The sequence below is a fragment of the Salinarchaeum sp. Harcht-Bsk1 genome (genome assembly GCF_000403645.1).
Taxonomy (GTDB): Archaea; Halobacteriota; Halobacteria; order Halobacteriales; family Salinarchaeaceae; genus Salinarchaeum.
Map to the genome: position 1 here is coordinate 3217683 of NC_021313.1, position 16113 is coordinate 3233795.

15 protein-coding genes are annotated in these 16113 nt (G+C 65.9%); 7 read left to right on the top strand and 8 right to left on the bottom strand.

Annotation, left to right across the window (positions count from 1 at the left end):
• Window positions 1–575 precede the first annotated feature (575 nt).
• Window positions 576–833, bottom strand: a complete 258-nt coding sequence (locus L593_RS15005; RefSeq protein WP_020447827.1) for a cytochrome C oxidase subunit IV family protein — start codon at window positions 831–833, stop codon at window positions 576–578.
• A 181-nt stretch (window positions 834–1014) separates the two neighbouring features.
• On the opposite strand from L593_RS15005, the gene L593_RS15010 reads away from it, so the two are divergent.
• From L593_RS15010 to L593_RS15020, 3 genes are all read left to right on the top strand, one after another.
• Window positions 1015–2391 carry a hypothetical protein gene (locus L593_RS15010; RefSeq protein WP_144060785.1) on the top strand — a complete coding sequence of 459 codons (1377 nt, stop codon included), beginning with the start codon at window positions 1015–1017 and terminating at the stop codon, window positions 2389–2391.
• Window positions 2392–2500: 109 nt separating this feature from the next.
• Window positions 2501–3550 (top strand): hypothetical protein, encoded by a 1050-nt coding sequence (locus L593_RS15015; RefSeq protein WP_020447829.1) that lies wholly within the window; start codon window positions 2501–2503, stop codon window positions 3548–3550.
• A gap of 113 nt (window positions 3551–3663) precedes the next feature.
• Window positions 3664–3924, top strand: coding sequence for a glutathione S-transferase N-terminal domain-containing protein (locus tag L593_RS15020; protein ID WP_020447830.1), 261 nt, complete (start codon window positions 3664–3666; stop codon window positions 3922–3924).
• 99 nt (window positions 3925–4023) lie between these two features.
• Here L593_RS15020 and L593_RS15025 read toward each other — a convergent pair whose 3' ends face one another.
• The gene (locus L593_RS15025) at window positions 4024–4989 is read right to left on the bottom strand and encodes a transcriptional regulator (RefSeq protein ID WP_020447831.1); all 966 of its coding nucleotides are present in this window, start codon (window positions 4987–4989) and stop codon (window positions 4024–4026) included.
• Window positions 4990–5177: 188 nt separating this feature from the next.
• On the opposite strand from L593_RS15025, the gene L593_RS15030 reads away from it, so the two are divergent.
• Together L593_RS15030 and L593_RS15035 are read left to right on the top strand one after the other, a co-directional pair.
• Complete coding sequence (locus L593_RS15030; protein WP_049894547.1) at window positions 5178–6497, top strand: tRNA(Ile)(2)-agmatinylcytidine synthase; 1320 nt, start codon at window positions 5178–5180, stop codon at window positions 6495–6497.
• Window positions 6498–6633: 136 nt separating this feature from the next.
• Window positions 6634–7440 (top strand): inositol monophosphatase, encoded by an 807-nt coding sequence (locus L593_RS15035; protein ID WP_081638786.1) that lies wholly within the window; start codon window positions 6634–6636, stop codon window positions 7438–7440.
• 51 nt (window positions 7441–7491) lie between these two features.
• On the opposite strand, the gene L593_RS15040 is transcribed toward L593_RS15035, so the two are convergent.
• On the bottom strand, window positions 7492–8700 hold the full coding sequence (locus tag L593_RS15040; RefSeq protein WP_020447834.1) for a threonine synthase: 1209 nt from the start codon (window positions 8698–8700) through the stop codon (window positions 7492–7494).
• On the bottom strand, window positions 8700–9656 hold the full coding sequence (locus L593_RS15045) for a succinylglutamate desuccinylase/aspartoacylase family protein (protein ID WP_020447835.1): 957 nt from the start codon (window positions 9654–9656) through the stop codon (window positions 8700–8702). Before L593_RS15045 ends, L593_RS15040 begins: the two co-directional genes overlap by 1 nt.
• Window positions 9657–9778: 122 nt before the next feature.
• On the opposite strand from L593_RS15045, the gene L593_RS15050 reads away from it, so the two are divergent.
• Window positions 9779–11107, top strand: a complete 1329-nt coding sequence (locus L593_RS15050; RefSeq protein WP_020447836.1) for an MFS transporter — start codon at window positions 9779–9781, stop codon at window positions 11105–11107.
• 102 nt (window positions 11108–11209) lie between these two features.
• Here L593_RS15050 and L593_RS15055 read toward each other — a convergent pair whose 3' ends face one another.
• Together L593_RS15055 and L593_RS15060 are read right to left on the bottom strand one after the other, a co-directional pair.
• The gene (locus L593_RS15055) at window positions 11210–12160 is read right to left on the bottom strand and encodes an NAD-dependent epimerase/dehydratase family protein (RefSeq protein ID WP_020447837.1); all 951 of its coding nucleotides are present in this window, start codon (window positions 12158–12160) and stop codon (window positions 11210–11212) included.
• 151 nt (window positions 12161–12311) lie between these two features.
• Window positions 12312–12950: a GNAT family N-acetyltransferase gene (locus L593_RS15060; protein ID WP_020447838.1), complete on the bottom strand. Its 639-nt coding sequence runs from the start codon at window positions 12948–12950 to the stop codon at window positions 12312–12314.
• A gap of 136 nt (window positions 12951–13086) precedes the next feature.
• Here L593_RS15060 and L593_RS15065 point away from each other — a divergent pair, with 136 nt between their 5' ends.
• Window positions 13087–13932, top strand: coding sequence for an aldo/keto reductase (locus L593_RS15065; protein WP_020447839.1), 846 nt, complete (start codon window positions 13087–13089; stop codon window positions 13930–13932).
• Between the two features lie 7 nt (window positions 13933–13939).
• Here L593_RS15065 and L593_RS15070 read toward each other — a convergent pair whose 3' ends face one another.
• Entirely contained in the window at window positions 13940–14839 is a 900-nt protein-coding gene (locus tag L593_RS15070; protein ID WP_020447840.1) for a helix-turn-helix transcriptional regulator, read from the bottom strand.
• 71 nt (window positions 14840–14910) lie between these two features.
• Window positions 14911–16023: an alanine--glyoxylate aminotransferase family protein gene (locus L593_RS15075; RefSeq protein WP_020447841.1), complete on the bottom strand. Its 1113-nt coding sequence runs from the start codon at window positions 16021–16023 to the stop codon at window positions 14911–14913.
• Between the last annotated feature and the right edge of the window lie 90 nt (window positions 16024–16113).

The following is a 16113-nucleotide window of genomic DNA, read 5'->3' on the forward strand; positions in this document are numbered from 1 at the left end:
CGTCGACGCCATTCCTTACCGTCGTTCGGTTCGGAGTTCACTGAGCCACGACTACTCGAAGTCGACGAAACGCGAAACGGGAAGCCATCGAGAGTCGATTGCTGGAACCCGTGCTGATCCACCGAGGCTACGATACTTTCCGGCGGTCCGTACCGGCAGCTCGTCTGCGATCAACACGATTCGAACAGTAGCGTCCGGTTCGGAAGGCGTGTAGCAAGTATTCACCGCCAGTTGGGACGCGTGAATCGAGTATTTCCTCGTGTTCGGAACGCGTGTATCGAGTCGAACGGCGACGTGACTGTTGTGACTCGGCACGGGCGATCCGTGGACTGTCGATGGCGTCGTTCGTGCACGCGATTCCTAGCTACTCCAGGGAGCAGGCTCGCCGGGGGGCTCGATTTCCCTCTCGTGAATCCGATCCCGGTACGTTCGCCGACCTCCGGACGTTGTCGTGCGTGCAGGAGCGTCCGAGCAGTGCCGAGTGAGAGGAACGGGCAGCCGACCGGCTATCGAGAAGGTCCGAAGCGAGGAACGGTCGGAGCGAGGAACGATCGTCGATCCAGTCGAACTTCCGATCAGAGGATCGAGAACGCGGCAGCGAACGTCACGAGGAGGACGCCTGCCACGCCCATCGTCATGAGGTAGGACAGGGATCGAGGCTCGAACCTGAGGTGCTGGTAGTAGCCCGCGATCACGAGTGCCTCGGCGACGGCCGATAGCATCGTCAGCGCGAGCGCCACGTCGTAGGAAAGCGTCTCGAAGAAGACGATCTTCATCGACACGAGTGCGACCAGCAGGACGTAGATCCCGGCATAGAAGCGGACGCTCGTCATCTACCCAGGTGTCCCGTCCGGCTGCACTTAACCCTTTACTTCGACGCCGCCAGATCGCGTGGCGCCAGCGCCCTCGCCGTGGCTGTGGAGGCTCCCCGCCCCCATCATACTGGGGTTGGGGAGAGAACGAAAAGATCGGAGAACGACAGGTAGTAGGGCCCACCATGGGTACGCACTGACGATGAAACGGCACCTGCGCCGTGCGCTCCTTTCGGCTGGGGTGGCGGTCGCGTTGCTCGCGTCGATCGACGTCGTCGCGGCAAGCAACGTCTCCGCGGGGCTCGGGAGTCGCGGCGACGTGTCCGTGCCGACGTGGCTCTACGCGATCACCGGCGGTGGCGTGATTGGTGCGTCGGGCCTCATGTCGATGCTCGTCACGGATCGCGAACTCCTGGACTCGCTCCACGGCAAGCGCGTGGAGTTCGGCGTTCCGAACGGACTCGGTGCCCTCGTCTCCCTTGCGGGAGGTGTGATCGGCGTGCTGGCCCTGATCGGCATCGTCGTCGTCGGTTTCCAGGGCCCACAGATCGGCCAGGTCAACGCCGGGGTGCTCCTCGTCTTCGTGGGCGGTCGCGCTGGGCTGACGATCGTCGCGTATCTCGTCGGGAACCCGTGGCCCGCGATCGACCCGTGGCGACACATCGCGAGCGTCCTGCCGACCGGGTATCGCGAGTACCCGGAGCGCTTCGGTACCTGGCCAGCCGTCGGCGTCCTGCTCGTCCTCATCTGGCTCGAGGTCGTGCTTCCCGTGACGAGCGAACCGGCACTCCTCGCGTCGCTCGTGCTCGGATACACGGCGTTCACGCTCGCCGGTGCTGTCGCGTTCGGAGAGACCGACTGGTTCCGCCACGCTGACCCGATTTCCGTCTGGTACCGATACTACGGTGCCGTCGCACCGCTCCAGCGAACGGCCGACGGCGTCGCGCTCCGTCCGTACGGTGCCCGCCTTCGCGACGGTGACGTCTTCGAGGACCGTTCCGGCGTCGGCTTCGCGATCCTCCTCGTCGCGGAACTGACCTTCAGCGGCGTCATCGCGACCGAACCTGGTTCCGACGTCGTCCAGTCGATCGTCGACGCCGGGATCCCCTCTGCGATCGTCTACGCACTTTTCCTTCCAGGCCTCTTCGGGCTGTTCTTCGGCGCGTACCTGCTCGCGGCCCGTGACTCGCGCGAGCGCGCCCAGACCTTCCTCTCGACCCGATACCTCGGCTACCGCTTCGCCGGACCGTTGCTCGCGATCGCCGCTGGGTATCACTTCGCACACTACGGCGGCTTCTTGCTCTCCCTCTTCCCGACGCTCACCACCGTCGCGCAGGCACCGTTCTCGACGCTGAATCCGTCCCAGATCGTCCTGCCGTCGTGGTTCGGCCACGTCGAAGCCCTGGCCATCCTGGTCGGGCACGTCCTCGCCGTCTGGCTCGCTCACGGCACGGCGATCGACACGTTCCCCGGTCGCGTGCAGGCGATCCGGAGCCAGTACCCGTTCATCCTCGTCATGGTCGCGTTCACCATCGCGAGTCTCTGGATCATCTCGCTCCCGACGATTTCGCCGGTCTGAGTTTCGTGATTCGGCAGCGGACCTCGACCGCTTCGACCGCCGTAACATGAGGGGAGCGGGGATCCAGAAAACGCAATCCCTAATCACGCTCCGGTGGCTAGCGACGACGATGAATCGTCGGAGCGTGCTCCGCGGTGTGGGCGCCGGCCTGAGCGCAGCCGTCGCCGGCTGCTTCGGATACTTCGAGACGGAGTCGGTCTGGAGCGGCGCGCCGCTCGTCGAGGACCGTCCCGACGCCGTCTACCTCCCGGCCTCCGTCGAGGAGATGGCCAGCTACGGAACGCGGGACCTCGCCGACGGTTCGCGGTGTTCGCTCCACTTCACCTTCCCACACCGCTTCTGGACGGTCACGGGTTCGACGAAGACTCGCGTGGAAGTTGCTGAGAGTGACTCGATGCACCTGATGGTCTCCGTCTGGGATCCCGTTACCGGCGTCGTTCTGCCGCGCCAGCCCGCTGGGACGCTCCTCTCGGACGGCGACCCCGTCGAGAGCTACCAGCTCTGGTCGATGCTCGCTCAGCGGATGGGCTATCACTTCGGGAACAACGTCTCGCTCCCGGGCGAGGGCGAGTACGAGGTGCGCGTCGATTTCGATCCGATCGGCGTTCGAACCGCTGGAGCCTTCGCGGGACGCTATCAGCAGGCCGAATCCGCGTCCTTCCAGATCGACTTCGACAGCAGCGACGTGCTCGACCTGTCCATCGACGAGATCCCAGCGGACCGGCGCGGCACGAGAGCCGCAACCGAGCCCATGACCGGAATGGGACCGCCGCCGGGCCAGGTCCCGCCCGCCAGTGACCTTCCCGGGACGCCCCTTGGGACCGGGTCGTCCGCCGACGCGTCGATCGTCGGCCGGTTGCTCGACGAGCCGCCGGCCGGAATCGAAGGAACTGGGGAGTACCTCGCCGTCTCGATGCGGACGCCATACAACCGCATCGCGCTCGCGAGTAGCTCGCTCGCCGCACGGATCGATGGTTCCAGCGTCGACCTCGTCGAGACCATCGACGATGGGCTCGGTCACCACTACGGCGTCGTGCTCTCGGACTCCCTGCAGAGTGCGCCGACGATCGAGGTCGCAACTCCGCCACAGCTCGCCCGCCACGACGGTTACGAGACTGCTTTCTTCGACATGCCTTCCGTCGACCTGGAGGAACCCTGAGACGTCGGATCGCGAAACCGACCGCTCGTAGAAAGCTGGTGAGTTCGCCGCTCGTGCGTCGCTGGTACCCGCGACCGCCGGCCTGAAGAGTTCCCTCGCCCAACTCGCCAGCGATGGCAGACTCAGGACTCGTCCTCTACGAACTGGAGGGCTGCCCGTTTTGTGCGAAAGTCACGACCAAACTCGACGAACTCGGGCTGGACTACGAGTCGCGACAGGTGCCTCGATCGCACGGCCAGCGAACGGAGGTCCAGGAGATCAGTGGTCAGACGGGCGTCCCGGTGCTCGTCGACCCCGAGCACGGCGTCGAGGGAATGCCCGAGAGCGACGACATCGTAGCCTATCTGGAGAAGACCTACGGCGAGGCGGCCTGAGACGCTCGCCGCTGCTCGCTAGCCTGTCGAGCCGAATTGCTATGCCGTCGAGCCGATTCGCAATACTATCGAGCCGATATCTGACCGCCGGGACGAAGATCAGGCCGCCTCCGCGTCCGACCGCTCGCGAATCAGGTCCCGAAGCCGGTCGGCGTCCTCGATGTCCTCGGCTTCCTCGCGCTCGATGAGCGCGGTCGCGCCGACGGACTCGCGCTTCGTCGAGTCGACGAAGTAGACCGACTGCGTCTCCGCGACCTCGCCGACGGAGGCCATAATACGGGCGCGCTTCTCTGCGGATTGCGTGAACTCGGAGTGGCCAGTGAGGATGATTTCGGTCTCACCGTCGTCGTCCTCGTTCACGGCCTTGAACGGTGCGCGAATCGTCGGGTGGACGCGGTACCCCGTGCGGTGCATGACGGCGACCATCGGCTGGTCGTCGGGATCTGCATCGGGGGCGTCTGGCGTGGGCTCGGCGTCGCGGATCTGCTCGGCACCGCCCATGACGTCGACGGCGCTGGTGAGCCCGCCGCCGAAGAGCTCCTCGAGCTGGGCCGCGACCTCGATGGACGCGTCCATTCCGTCCTCGTACTTGGACACCGTGCGTCGGGAGACGCCGAGTTCGTTCGCGAGGCGACCGAGCGACCAGCCGCGCTCTTCGCGCTCGTCGGCCAGCACGTCGCTGTCGATGCTAACGTAGAGACCACCGGGTGCGGCGTAGATCAGCGGCGGCACGCCCTCGACGAACAGGTCGAGAGCGGTGTCGGGCGAGAGTACCGGGACGCCGTGGCGAAGGTAGACGACCTCGGGTTTGAGCGGCTCGTCGCGCGTTCGGAGGCCGATGACGAGCGAGGTCGCGTCGAGCCACGAGCCGATCCGGCGCATCTCTTCGCCGGTCGCGGCGTCGAAAGCATCGACGTTCCGGAGCACCTTCACGAGCAGCAGTTCCTCTCCCCGGCGGGCCGCGAGATCGAAGCTCCGCGGCCGAATCGCACACCGGTCGCTCACCGCGAAGCCCGCGTCCTCGAGCATCGCGATCACGTTTCCGACCAGTGCGGACCGTGACATAGGGGACTATACGGGATTCGCGGCTTAAGAGTGTTGTGGCAGGGGAACGGGACCACGTCGGGCGAATGGCAGGATTGTCCCTGGGGAACGCTTTTATACTGGTTGAACTTGCGCTCGGCCCTGGGACCTCGTCCTCGTGGATGGTGCGATCCCAACGGCTTATGCCCAGCGACGGCTACCACCGATCGATGCCAGTCGTCGGCCTCGACGACACGGACTCGCGGGAACGCGGGATGTGCACGACGTACGTCGCCGTCCGGATCGGCGAGCGACTCGCAGCGGCGGGCTTCGACGTCCAGCGCCATCTTCTGGTTCGGTGTAACCCCGCGGTCGAGCACAAGACTCGGGGAAACGCTGCCCTCGCGCTGCACGTCCGGGGCGCCGAGGAAACTCCGGATTCGGCTGCCCGACAGCGCTGTTTCGACGTCGCGAGGGAGACGATTTCCGAACTCGCCGCGACGGCAGATACCGACGCCAATCCCGGACTGATCGTCGCAGACACTTCCCCGGAGGCCGTACCAGACGAGGTCGCCGCGTTCGCAGAGACCGCCGTCCAGGGCCACCACGCGATCGAGGACGCCGTCGCTCTCGCCGATCGGTTCGAGTATCGCCACGCGGGCTGGGGCGATGGTCGTGGACGAATCGGTGCCCTCGCTGCCGTCGGCGCCTGGCGTGCGAACGAGGACTGGACCTACGAACGAATCGCGTACCGGGAATCCGCTCGCTGGGGGTCCGAACGCGAGGTGGACCGGGAATCGGTCTTCGAGGCCGCGGCGAGCGGCCGTACCGACGTCTGGGACACGGTCGATCGGGGCACGAACACGGCCGTTTGCGTCCCCCGAACGCCCTGTCCCGTGCTGTTTGGAATTCGGGGCGACGATCCGGCCGCCGTCGAGGCCGTCGCCAAATCCATCGACAGTGAACCGATCGATCGAGCGGTCACGTTCGTCACGAACCAGGGAACCGACGCACACTTGCAGAACGATCCAGACGGAACGCTCGAAGACGATCGGGCCTATCGCGTGCCTGCAACCGTGACGTCGTCGCCAGAGACTCGTGAGGGCGGCCACGTGTTCGTGAGCGTCCGAACCAGTAGGAACGGATCGCCGACACCCGACGAGGGCATCGAACTGCCCTGCGTCGCGTTCGAACCGACCAAGCGATTCCGGGAGCACGTCCGCAACCTGCGGCCCGGTGACGAACTCACGGTCTGTGGCGAGGTGAGCGACGGAACGCTCAAACTGGAGAAGTTCGCGGTTCGCGACCTCGTCGAGACGGAGACGGCGACGCCCGTCTGTCCCGACTGCGAGCGGACGATGGAGAGCGCCGGTGCGAACCAGGGCTATCGGTGCCGAGACTGTGGCACGGATGCACCCGGCCCGGTCGAGCGACCGATCGACCGCGACCTGGACCTGGGCTGGTACGAGGTGCCGCCGGTTGCCCGACGGCACGTGGCCAAACCGCTGATTCGCGGTGGGTTCGACGCTCCCACGCATCCCGAGCACTGACAGAACCCCTCCTGCCAGTCTGGACTGCACTCTGGTCGTCCGGCCGTCGGGTCAGTATCCTCGCTACCGGCCTCCCAGAACCCCGCTCCCCGCCTGGATCGCAACCACGATAGGGACGGCTCCGCGAGTTGTGGACGTGACATCCGATCCCGCCGAGCGCCTCGCCGTCGCTCGCGAGGCTGCGACTGCCGGTGGCGAGCGTGCGCTACAGGACTTTCGGGGAGACGTCGCCGTCGAGACGAAGTCGGGGCCGACCGACTACGTGACCGAGGCCGACAGGGCCGCACAGCGAACGGTCGTCGAGACGATCCGCGACTCCTTCCCCGACGATCCGATCGTGGGCGAGGAAGACGAGACGCCGAACAGCGTCCCCGAGTCCGGACCTGCCTGGGTGATCGACCCCATCGACGGCACGGCAAACTACGTCCGGGGAATGCACTGCTGGACGACGGCGGTTGCCGCAGTCGAGGACGGCGAACCCGTCGCGGCCGTCATTGCAGCCCCCGCACTGGGTGACCTCTATGCCGCTGGTGAAGACGGCGCGACGCGGAACGGTGATCGGATCTCGGTCGCCAGCCGGTCGGACCCACAGGAGGCTGCAGTCTGCCCGACGCTCTGGTGGTCGCGCGACCGCCGCGAGGAGTTCGGGGCGGTCGCAGACGCGGTCGTCCGGTCCTTCGGCGACTGCCGTCGAATCGGCTCCGCGCAGTACGAACTCGCGCTCGTGGCGGACGGGGCGCTCGACGCGACGATCGCGAACGTCTTCGCGTCGCCGTGGGACACGATCGCCGGTGCGCACGTCGTTCGACAGGCCGGGGGACGGGTAACCGACGTCGAGGGGGAGCGGTGGCGCCACGACGCACGAGGAATCGTGGCTTCGAGTGGGGAGATCCACGACGAGGCACTCGAAGCGACGCAAGCTGGCGATGGAGCACGGCAGTGACGGCCAGGCGACGGTCGGCAACGTCGCGATCCGCTACGCCGAGTTCCCGTTTCAGAGCGTCTTGAGACCGCTGCCAGTGAGCGCCACGACGACGTCGGCGTCGTCGGCGAGGATGCCTTCGTCTCTGAACGCACGGAGCGCAGCGGGTCCGACGGCGCACGTCGGTTCGACGTAGAAACCGGACCGGTGTAATCGATCGAGTGCGATCTCGAGCTGGTTTTCGCCGATTTCGATCGCGGCGCCGTCTGTTTCCTGGACGGCCGCGACGATCTGGTCCTTGCGGGGTGGGTCGCGGATCTGGATGCCGTCGGCCAACTCGTTGTCCGGGAGCCGGTCGTCGTCACCGTCGTCGCCGATGGAGACGCCGAGTCCACCGCTCGTCGTCGGAACGTCGGGGACGTCGTCCGGTTCCTCGGTGATTGGATCGGGTTCGACGCCGTCGAGAGCGTCGACGATCGGTGCGTAGCCGCTAGCCTGTGCAACCATGATTCGCGGGACGTCGTCGATCATCCCGGCGTCCTCGAGCGCTTTGAAACCGCGGTACGCCCCGAGCGAGAGCGTGCCGTTCCCGGTCGGTAGCACGACGGCGTCGGGGATCGACCAGTCGCGCTGGGCAGCGACCTCCAGCGCGAACGTCATCGTTCCCGCGAGGAATGCCGGGTTCCACGCGTGGCTCGCGTACCACGCGTCGCCGTCTTCGACTGCCTCGATGCAGGCCTCGCTCACGTCTTCCCGCGAGCCGTCGATCCGAACGGGCCGAGCTCCGGCACGCTGAATCGCCATGAGCTTCGACTGCGGGAGTTCGCCGGGAACGTATATCTCGGCGTCGACGTTTGCTCGGGCAGCGTAGGTCGCGATCGAGGCGCCGGCGTTGCCGGAGGAGTCCTCGACGATCGTGTCGACGCCGAGTTCCGCCGCCCGGGAGAGCGTCGTCGTCGCGCCCCGGTCTTTGAAGCTCCCCGTGGGGAAGACGTACTCGAGTTTGAACTGCGCGTTCCACTCGGGCGCGCCGACGAGCGGCGTGAACCCTTCGCCGAGCGTCACCTGCTGCGTGACCGGGAGGAACTCGAAGAAGGCCCAGAGGCCACGGCGGGTGTCGAGCCGGGAAAACGGCGGCGGCGAACCCTGTGGAACCGGGTTCTCCGCGAAATCGAGCGGGGAGCCACACGAACACCGCCATGGCTCGTCCGGGCCGGCCTCGTACGTCGCCCCACACGCTGAACACTGGAGATCAGTGGGGGTCGGGTCGTCGACCGCCATCAGTACGTGTCGACCTCCGTTCCGATGGAGCAGACGTACTCGCCGGTCGCGACCTGCGGGAGCCGACGGGTTCGCCAGCAGATCCCGTCCTCGTTCGCGGTCACGGTCTCTTTCGTCTGTCCGAACACGTCGGTGATCGTGAACAGGGTGTCGCCCTGTGAGACGTGATCGCCGAGGTCGACCGCCATCGAGACGAGGCCGCCGCATGGGGCTCCGTACTGCTCGAAGCTGTTCGCACGCGTTTGCTGTGCTGGCTGGACGGATCCCTCGAGGAAGTCGTAGTATCGCAGGACGTTGAAGACGCCGTCGACGCCGGCCTGGATCGACTGCTCGTCCCAGCCGACGCAGCCGCCGAGTTCGGGATCGACCGTCGGAACCCCGGCGTCAGGCCCTTCTCGTGCGAGTTGTCCGTCCGGGCCTTTCTGATCGAGCACGTAACCACAGCCAAAGGCCTTGGCGAGTTCCAGACACTGGTCGTGGAGCCGGTGGCGAGTACCACACCTGACCCGGACCTCGTCGATCATCCGACTCGTCGAGCCCTGGTGGAGGTCGAGGACGAGGTCGGCCGAACTGGCGACGTCGAAGGTGGCGGCCGCGATGCGCTCGCTGGAGGTGCCTTCTGCGTCGCCCGGATACGTCCGGTTCATCTTCGTGTCGTCGATGGGGTTCCGGTGTTCGGCGACCTGGAAGGCGTGGTAGTTGACGATTCCGACGATCAGGATCGTTCCCCGTAGCTCCGCCGGATCGATCCGCGGGACGACGCGCTGGAGGACGCCGACGCCGTTGAGTTCGTCGCCGTCACTGGCCGCCTGCAGGTAGAGCGTGTCCCCGTCCTCGGCACCGTTGATCACTGCCACCGGGAGGCCGAACTCGCTACCGTCACGCGTCTCACCGACGACGAGGCGCCCGGTATCCAGCTCTCCGGGGGCGGCCGTCGCCGACCCGAGGGACGTCATTGTCCAAGGTGGACACCGCTACCCCCTTGAGCGATTCGGTTCAAGCGGTGCGCGCCGTTTGGGGTTGCCACGAATTCGCCGTCGGGGCAACACCTTAGTCCCGACCCCGAGCAAGCACCACCATGGCCTCCGACACGGCCGAGGCAGCAGGACCGATCGACGCTTTCCGATCGTTCTTCGCACTCGAACGGGACGTCCTCGTGCTCTCGCTGGCGATGTTCGCCTTCAGCCTCGGCTTCCAGATGACCAGCCGGTTCCTCCCCGAGTATCTGGTTGCGCTCGGAGCGAGCGGCTTCGTGGTCGGCCTCTTCGGCACCGTCGGGAACGTCATCTCCGCCGTCTATCCCTATCCAGGCGGCGCACTCTCGGATCGGATCGGTTCCCGCTACTCGCTGACGCTCTTCGGCTTGCTCTCGACGTTCGGGTTCGCCGTCTGGCTGATCGCACCGGGACTCGAACCGATCACCATCGACGGCGTCGCGATCGAACCGTGGCTCTGGATCTTCGTGGGGCTGCTCCTCGCACAGGCCTGGAAGTCGTTCGGACTCGGGGCGACGTTCGCTGTCGTCAAGCAGGCTACCGATCCAGAGCGACTCGCCGCCGGGTTCGCGAGTACCGAGACTTTCCGGCGGACGGCGTTTCTGATCGGGCCCGTGTTGGCGGCGGTGCTCATCGGACTCGACGACACCTTCACCGTCAGTTTCCAGTACGTCCTCGCTGTCGCCGTCGCCTTCGGCGCGATCGGTACGATCGCCCAGCACGTCCTCTACGATGCGAGCGAGGACACGATAGGCGACTCCTTCGAGGGGATCCAGCAAATCCGCGAGGATCTCGCGAACATGCCGGCGCCCCTCCGCCCGCTCCTCGTCGGCGATACGCTGGTTCGCTTCGCCAACGGGATGGTGTACGTCTTCTTCGTGCTCGTCGTCACGGACTTCCTCGCCGTCGGCGTCGACGCCATCTCGATCGGCGGCGCGACGCTGAACGTCGACCTCTCCCCCGCGGCCTTCTTCGGTTACCTGCTCGGCGTCGAGATGCTGGTCGCGCTGCTCGTGATGGCACCGGCGGCGAAACTCGCAGAATGCGTCGGCTTGAAACCCGTCGTGGCGACCGGGTTCGCCGTCTACGCAATCTTCCCGATCGTCCTGATCTTCGCCCCAGCGAACCCGGAGGCGCTCGTCGCGGTCTTTGCCTTCTCGGGGCTCCGGTTCGCCGGACTTCCCTCACACAAGGCACTGATCGTCGGGCCCGCTCAGGCAGACGCTGGCGGACGAGTGACCGGCGCCTACTACCTCCTCAGGAACACCATCGTGATTCCGAGCGCCGCCATCGGCGGCGCGCTCTGGGACTTCGTGAGCCCGGAGGTCGCGTTCACGGTCGCCGCGGTGATCGGCCTGCTCGGCACCGGGTACTTCCTCGTCTTCGGCGAGGAGTTCGAAGCCTACGAGTGAACGATCGTCGGGCTATCTCTCCAACCGGCTATTCGCACCCAGTGCGCCGAGCCGTACCGGCCATTTCCTGCAGAATGCGGTATCGTGGCTGCCGACTCACGCTCAGTACTCCGACTCGTACCAGTCCAGCGTGCGCTCGATCCCTTCGCGGTATGCCGTCGGTTCGACGTCGAACTTCGCGGCGAACTTCTCGTGGGAGACCTCGAACGGTTCTGTGATCTGATACCGAGTCTCCTCGAGTTCGGCGAGTGGCCGAATCGCGAGGCCGGCAAGGCGCAGTATCCAGCCGGGCAGTTCGCGTACGGTCGGCTCGGTTCCCACAATCTCGCCGGCGACCTCGACGAACTCACGGGTCGTGATCGGTTCGTCGCTCGGAACGTGCCAGGCCTCGCCGAGCGCAGCGTCGCTGGCACCGAGCGTCACGAGGGCCCTCGCGAAGTCCTCGATGTACGTGTAGCTGTGTGGAACGTCGGGATCGCCGGGGAACCAGACCGTCGATCCATCGAGTACGTTCGGGAACACCCGATCGCCGACGATCGATCCGGTGACTCCTGGGCCGTAGAAGTCGCTCGCACGCCCGATCGTGGCGCGGACGCGGCCGCTCTCGTGGGCGTCGAGGACGGTTTCGGCCATCTCGGCACGGACCTCGCCCTTCGAGCCCGCTGCAGCGTAGGGCAGGTCCTCGTGGATCGGTCCCTCGACGGGACCGTACATGTAGAGATCGTCAGCCATGACGAACGTCGCATCCGCAGCGTCCGCGGCGTCGAGTGTTGCGCGCACGAGTGGCGGAAACAGCTCTGGCCATCTGTGATAGGGTGGCTGCACGCAGAAGTAGACCACCGCGGCGTCTGCACAGGCCTCGCGAGCCTGGTCGGGGACGGAGAGATCAGCAGCCTGCACCGAGACCTCGTCCGCGATCGCATCCGGTGCGGCGCCGGACCGGTTGACGACCTGGACGTCGGCGTCTGCGTCGACGAGTTGCGCCGCGACGTGCTGCCCGACCTGCCCGGTGCCCAGCACGACGTGGCGGCCGGTCGCTGGCGTCGGTCTCACGGTCCACCCCCGCTACGTAGAACGCGTTGGCGGAGCCGATCGTGGACAGTGGGTGATCGGTCCTGCATGGCTCTCGCTAGCTTTGTTCTCACTCGGTCATGGTGTAGTTTGGTGTCTCGCGAAGCTACCGCCGGTCTCACCGACGGTCCTCTCACTCACGGTTCGCGTCGAGTTCGCGGCGCATCTCCACTGCTGGGCCCTCGACGCCGTCGCCGAAGTCGAAGCGTCGCTCACTGATGGCCTCGTAGCCGTGTCGTTCGTAGAATCCGCGGGCGTTGACCGAGGCGAGGAACCCCAGCGAGTCCAGCCCCTCGTCACGGGCCTCGACTTCGAGCCGCCGCAGGAGGGCCGATCCCACGCCCTCGCCCGCGTGGTCTGGATCGACGTACACTGCCCGGATCCCGCCATCGGCCGGTTCGTCCAGATACTCCGGCGGTTCGAATCGAACGTCCCCGAAACCGGCGATCATCCGCGCGCCTGCTCCGTCGTCCGCTGGCACTTCCGCCACGAATAACCGCCCATCGTCGGGCTGCACGCCGACCGAATCGTCGGCGTGGGTGTCACTTTCGTCGGCTGCGTCGTCAGCACCGTCAGTTTCGTCGGTATCTTCGCCTTCGTCGTCAACATCGTCGGCTTGATCGTCAGTATCTCCGGAATCGTCGTCCGGCAGGGTGACCCAGGCCTCGACGACGGCATCGTCGTAGGCGTCGGCAGCGAGCTGACGAACCGATCGCTCGTGCACCGACCCGATGACGTCCCCGTCGCCTGCCGCTGCTTCGCGAATCCGCATGCGATCGAATTCGGGACAGGAGCCAATAAAGGCGATCCGGGGTCGTGAACGGTTGGCACAGCCGGGGAGGAACGCTCCCCGGCCCGAAGTGCCGCAGCCCCAGTCGTTAGGAACCCCTCGTTCGTGGTAGCAAACGATGACGACGCCAACGACGACGCTACGAGGCGGCGACGAGTTACCGATGGTCGGGCTCGGCACCTGGAACATCGAGGGCGAGGACCTCCGGAACTCGCTTCGAGCGGGCCTCGACGCGGGGTACACCCACGTCGACACCGCGGAAGGGTACCGCAACGAAGCCACGATCGGGGAGGTGCTCGCGGAGGAATCCGTCGACCGGGAGGACCTCTTTCTGACTTCGAAGGTGCTCCCGAAGAATCTCGGCTACGAGTCCGTGATCCAGTCTTGCAAGGAGAGCCTCGAGAAGCTCGGAACCGACTACCTCGACCTCTACCTGATCCACTGGCCGAACCCCGCGATTTCCGTCCGCGAGACCCTCTCGGCGATGGCGCACCTGAAACGGGAAGGACTCGTGCGCAACGTCGGCGTCTCGAACTTCGACACCTACCAGCTCTCCGCGGCGCTGCACGTCTCCCCGGTGGACATCTCGGTCAACCAGATCGAGTTCCATCCGTGGCTGCAGCGACCGGACCTCGTCGATTTCTGTCGTGAACACGACGTGGCCGTCGAGGCTGCCGCGCCGCTGGGTCGAACTGAGCTGTTCGCGGACGAGGTCCTCCAGGAACTCGCGGACGACTACGGCCGATCCGTCCCACAGATCGCGCTCAGGTGGGCCGTCGAGCGCGGCGTTACGGTGCTCCCGAAGTCGACCAGTCCCGAGCACGTCCGGGCGAACCTCGACCTCTTCGAGTGGTCGATCGACGAGGCGGATCTCGAACGGATCGACGCGCTCGATCGCGGCGAGGCAGTCTACGACGACCGGGTGCGGGGCTGGGAGGGCGACGTCTACGGGATCTCGGAATAATCCGGCGTCACTCCGCGCCTTCCGTCGACCGCCCGGGGCCCTCGACGTCGAGCACGTTCATCGATTCGTCGACCGTGACCACGAGTTCCTCTCCATCGGCCTCGAAGGTGACCGTCACGCGATACGGATCCGAAGCCTCGATCGACGTGTCCTCGTCGTCGAACGCGGCGAACTGCCAGAGCGACCGTTCGCGGACGTCGACGCCTCTGTCGTGGAAAAACGAGACGATCGTGGGATCCGCCAGCAGCGGCGTACCGACGTCGGTCGTCAGTTCGCCCGCACACCGCGTACAGTCGTAGCGCACGAGGGGAATTGACTGTAGCTCCTCAATGCCATCTGATGGTTCTTCGACGACGACGATCCGCGATTCGGTTTCTCCCTCGCAGTACGGGCAGACGTCGTTGCGAAGCTGTTCGAGGAGCGTTCGAAGATAGCGCTCGGTTCGGGCGGGCATCTCCGCATGCGCGACGCCGACGAAGGTCCCTGGCGGTACGGGATACTGGATGGCCATCGAACAGGACTCACACTCCATGCGGGCGAACTCGTCCTCGTAGCGGAACTGCCAGCGACCGTCACAGCTCGGACAGGGTTCGTCGAGTTCGACGGGATCCATCGAGCCAGCCATCGTGTAGGCGCCACCGAGGATCGCGCCGACGACGCGGATACCAGCGGCTGTCAGCTTGTAGCCGTCCTCGGTCTTCCGGACGAACTGGTCGGTGAGCTTGCCGAGGTGGTAGTTGAACTGGCCAGAGTCCGCGACGTCGACGGAGTCGTGGAGGTCGGAGAAGGACGCGCTGTACTCGTCGAGTTCCCAGAGCGCTCGGAGGATCGCGATGCGGTTGTCGTCGGAGAGCACGGCGAAGGCTTCGTCGGGATCGACGGCCTCCTCGAACGACGACTGGTCCATAGTCGATGCTCGGGCGACGCGCTGCTTAGAACTGACGGCGATACGGTAGCGTCCCGCAGGATCACCGCTGGTTACAGGCCGGCGACGTCCTCAATGGCGTCGGTGAGCGCTCTGATGCTCTCGACGTCGTGCTCGCCCATGTGGCCGATGCGGAACGTCTTCTCGCCGAGCGCGGAGCCGTAGCCGTTCGAGAAGGCCATGTCGTACTCCTCGGAGACGGCGTCGATCGTCGCCGCGACGTCGATCCCCTGGGTGTTCTCGATGCAAGAGACGGTCTGGGAGCGGTAGCCTTCCTCGGCGAAGAGGTCGAAGTGCTCCCTGGCCCACTCGTGGGTGTACTCGGTCATTTCCGCGTGACGCTCGGAGCGCTCCTGGTGGCCCTCTTCGAGCATGTACTTCATCTGCTTCCGGTAGGCCAGCATGACCGGAATCGCTGGCGTGGAGTGGGTCTGGCCCTTCCGATCGTAGTAGTCGAGACAGCGCTGGAAGCCGCCGTACCAGGAGGCGGAGTCCTTCTCGAGTTCGCGGTCGTAGGCCTCGTCGCTGACGACGCAGACCGCGAGCCCCGGCGGCATCGCGAACGCCTTCTGGGTCGAGGCGAAGATGACGTCGATCCCGTGCTCGTCGATGTCGACGTAATCGCCGCCGAGCGCTGAGACGGCGTCGACGACGAAGTACGTGTCCGGGTACTCAGCGACCACGTCGCCGATCTCCTCGATGGGGTTCCGGACGCCGGTCGAGGACTCGTTCATCACGGTCGCGACGACGTCGTAGTGCTTCTCGCTGGATTCGAGTTCTGCGCGGATGTCCTCGGGCTTGATCGCCTGGCCCCAGTCGTACTCGAGACGGTCGACGTTCTTTCCGAGCCGTTCGGCGACGTTGGCGTGGCGTTCACTGAAACTCCCGCAGGTCGGGACGAGGATGTTCTCGTCGACGAGGTTGAGCGTCGAGGCCTCCCAGAACTCGGTGCCGGAGGCGGTCAGAATGATGACCTCGTTGTCCGTGCCGAGGAACTCCTTCGTGTCCTCGACGATCGTTGTGTAGAGATCAGTCATCCGGTCCATCCGGTGGCCGAACATCGGCTGAGCCATTTCCTCGATGACGTCCTCGCGGACCTCCGTCGGGCCCGGAATGTACAGCGTCTTGTCGTCGTAGTCGCCGGTGTACTCCTGTTTCTTCGTCACGGGAATCCCTGTTGCCAGAAGGGTCACGGCCGAGGGATATGCAGGTTTTGGTCTCGCTTCGATTGTGACTGAAAAAGCGTCTGTGCACCG

Bases quoted from the DNA above. Each gene is read 5' to 3' on its own strand.
- L593_RS15005 (WP_020447827.1), bottom strand. From the start codon at position 833: ATGACGAGCGTCCGCTTCTATGCCGGGATCTACGTCCTGCTGGTCGCA.
- L593_RS15010 (WP_144060785.1), top strand. From the start codon at position 1,015: ATGAAACGGCACCTGCGCCGTGCGCTCCTTTCGGCTGGGGTGGCGGTC.
- L593_RS15015 (WP_020447829.1), top strand. From the start codon at position 2,501: ATGAATCGTCGGAGCGTGCTCCGCGGTGTGGGCGCCGGCCTGAGCGCA.
- L593_RS15020 (WP_020447830.1), top strand. From the start codon at position 3,664: ATGGCAGACTCAGGACTCGTCCTCTACGAACTGGAGGGCTGCCCGTTT.
- L593_RS15025 (WP_020447831.1), bottom strand. From the start codon at position 4,989: ATGTCACGGTCCGCACTGGTCGGAAACGTGATCGCGATGCTCGAGGAC.
- L593_RS15030 (WP_049894547.1), top strand. From the start codon at position 5,178: ATGCCAGTCGTCGGCCTCGACGACACGGACTCGCGGGAACGCGGGATG.
- L593_RS15040 (WP_020447834.1), bottom strand. From the start codon at position 8,700: ATGGCGGTCGACGACCCGACCCCCACTGATCTCCAGTGTTCAGCGTGT.
- L593_RS15045 (WP_020447835.1), bottom strand. From the start codon at position 9,656: ATGACGTCCCTCGGGTCGGCGACGGCCGCCCCCGGAGAGCTGGATACC.
- L593_RS15050 (WP_020447836.1), top strand. From the start codon at position 9,779: ATGGCCTCCGACACGGCCGAGGCAGCAGGACCGATCGACGCTTTCCGA.
- L593_RS15060 (WP_020447838.1), bottom strand. From the start codon at position 12,950: ATGCGGATTCGCGAAGCAGCGGCAGGCGACGGGGACGTCATCGGGTCG.
- L593_RS15065 (WP_020447839.1), top strand. From the start codon at position 13,087: ATGACGACGCCAACGACGACGCTACGAGGCGGCGACGAGTTACCGATG.
- L593_RS15070 (WP_020447840.1), bottom strand. From the start codon at position 14,839: ATGGACCAGTCGTCGTTCGAGGAGGCCGTCGATCCCGACGAAGCCTTC.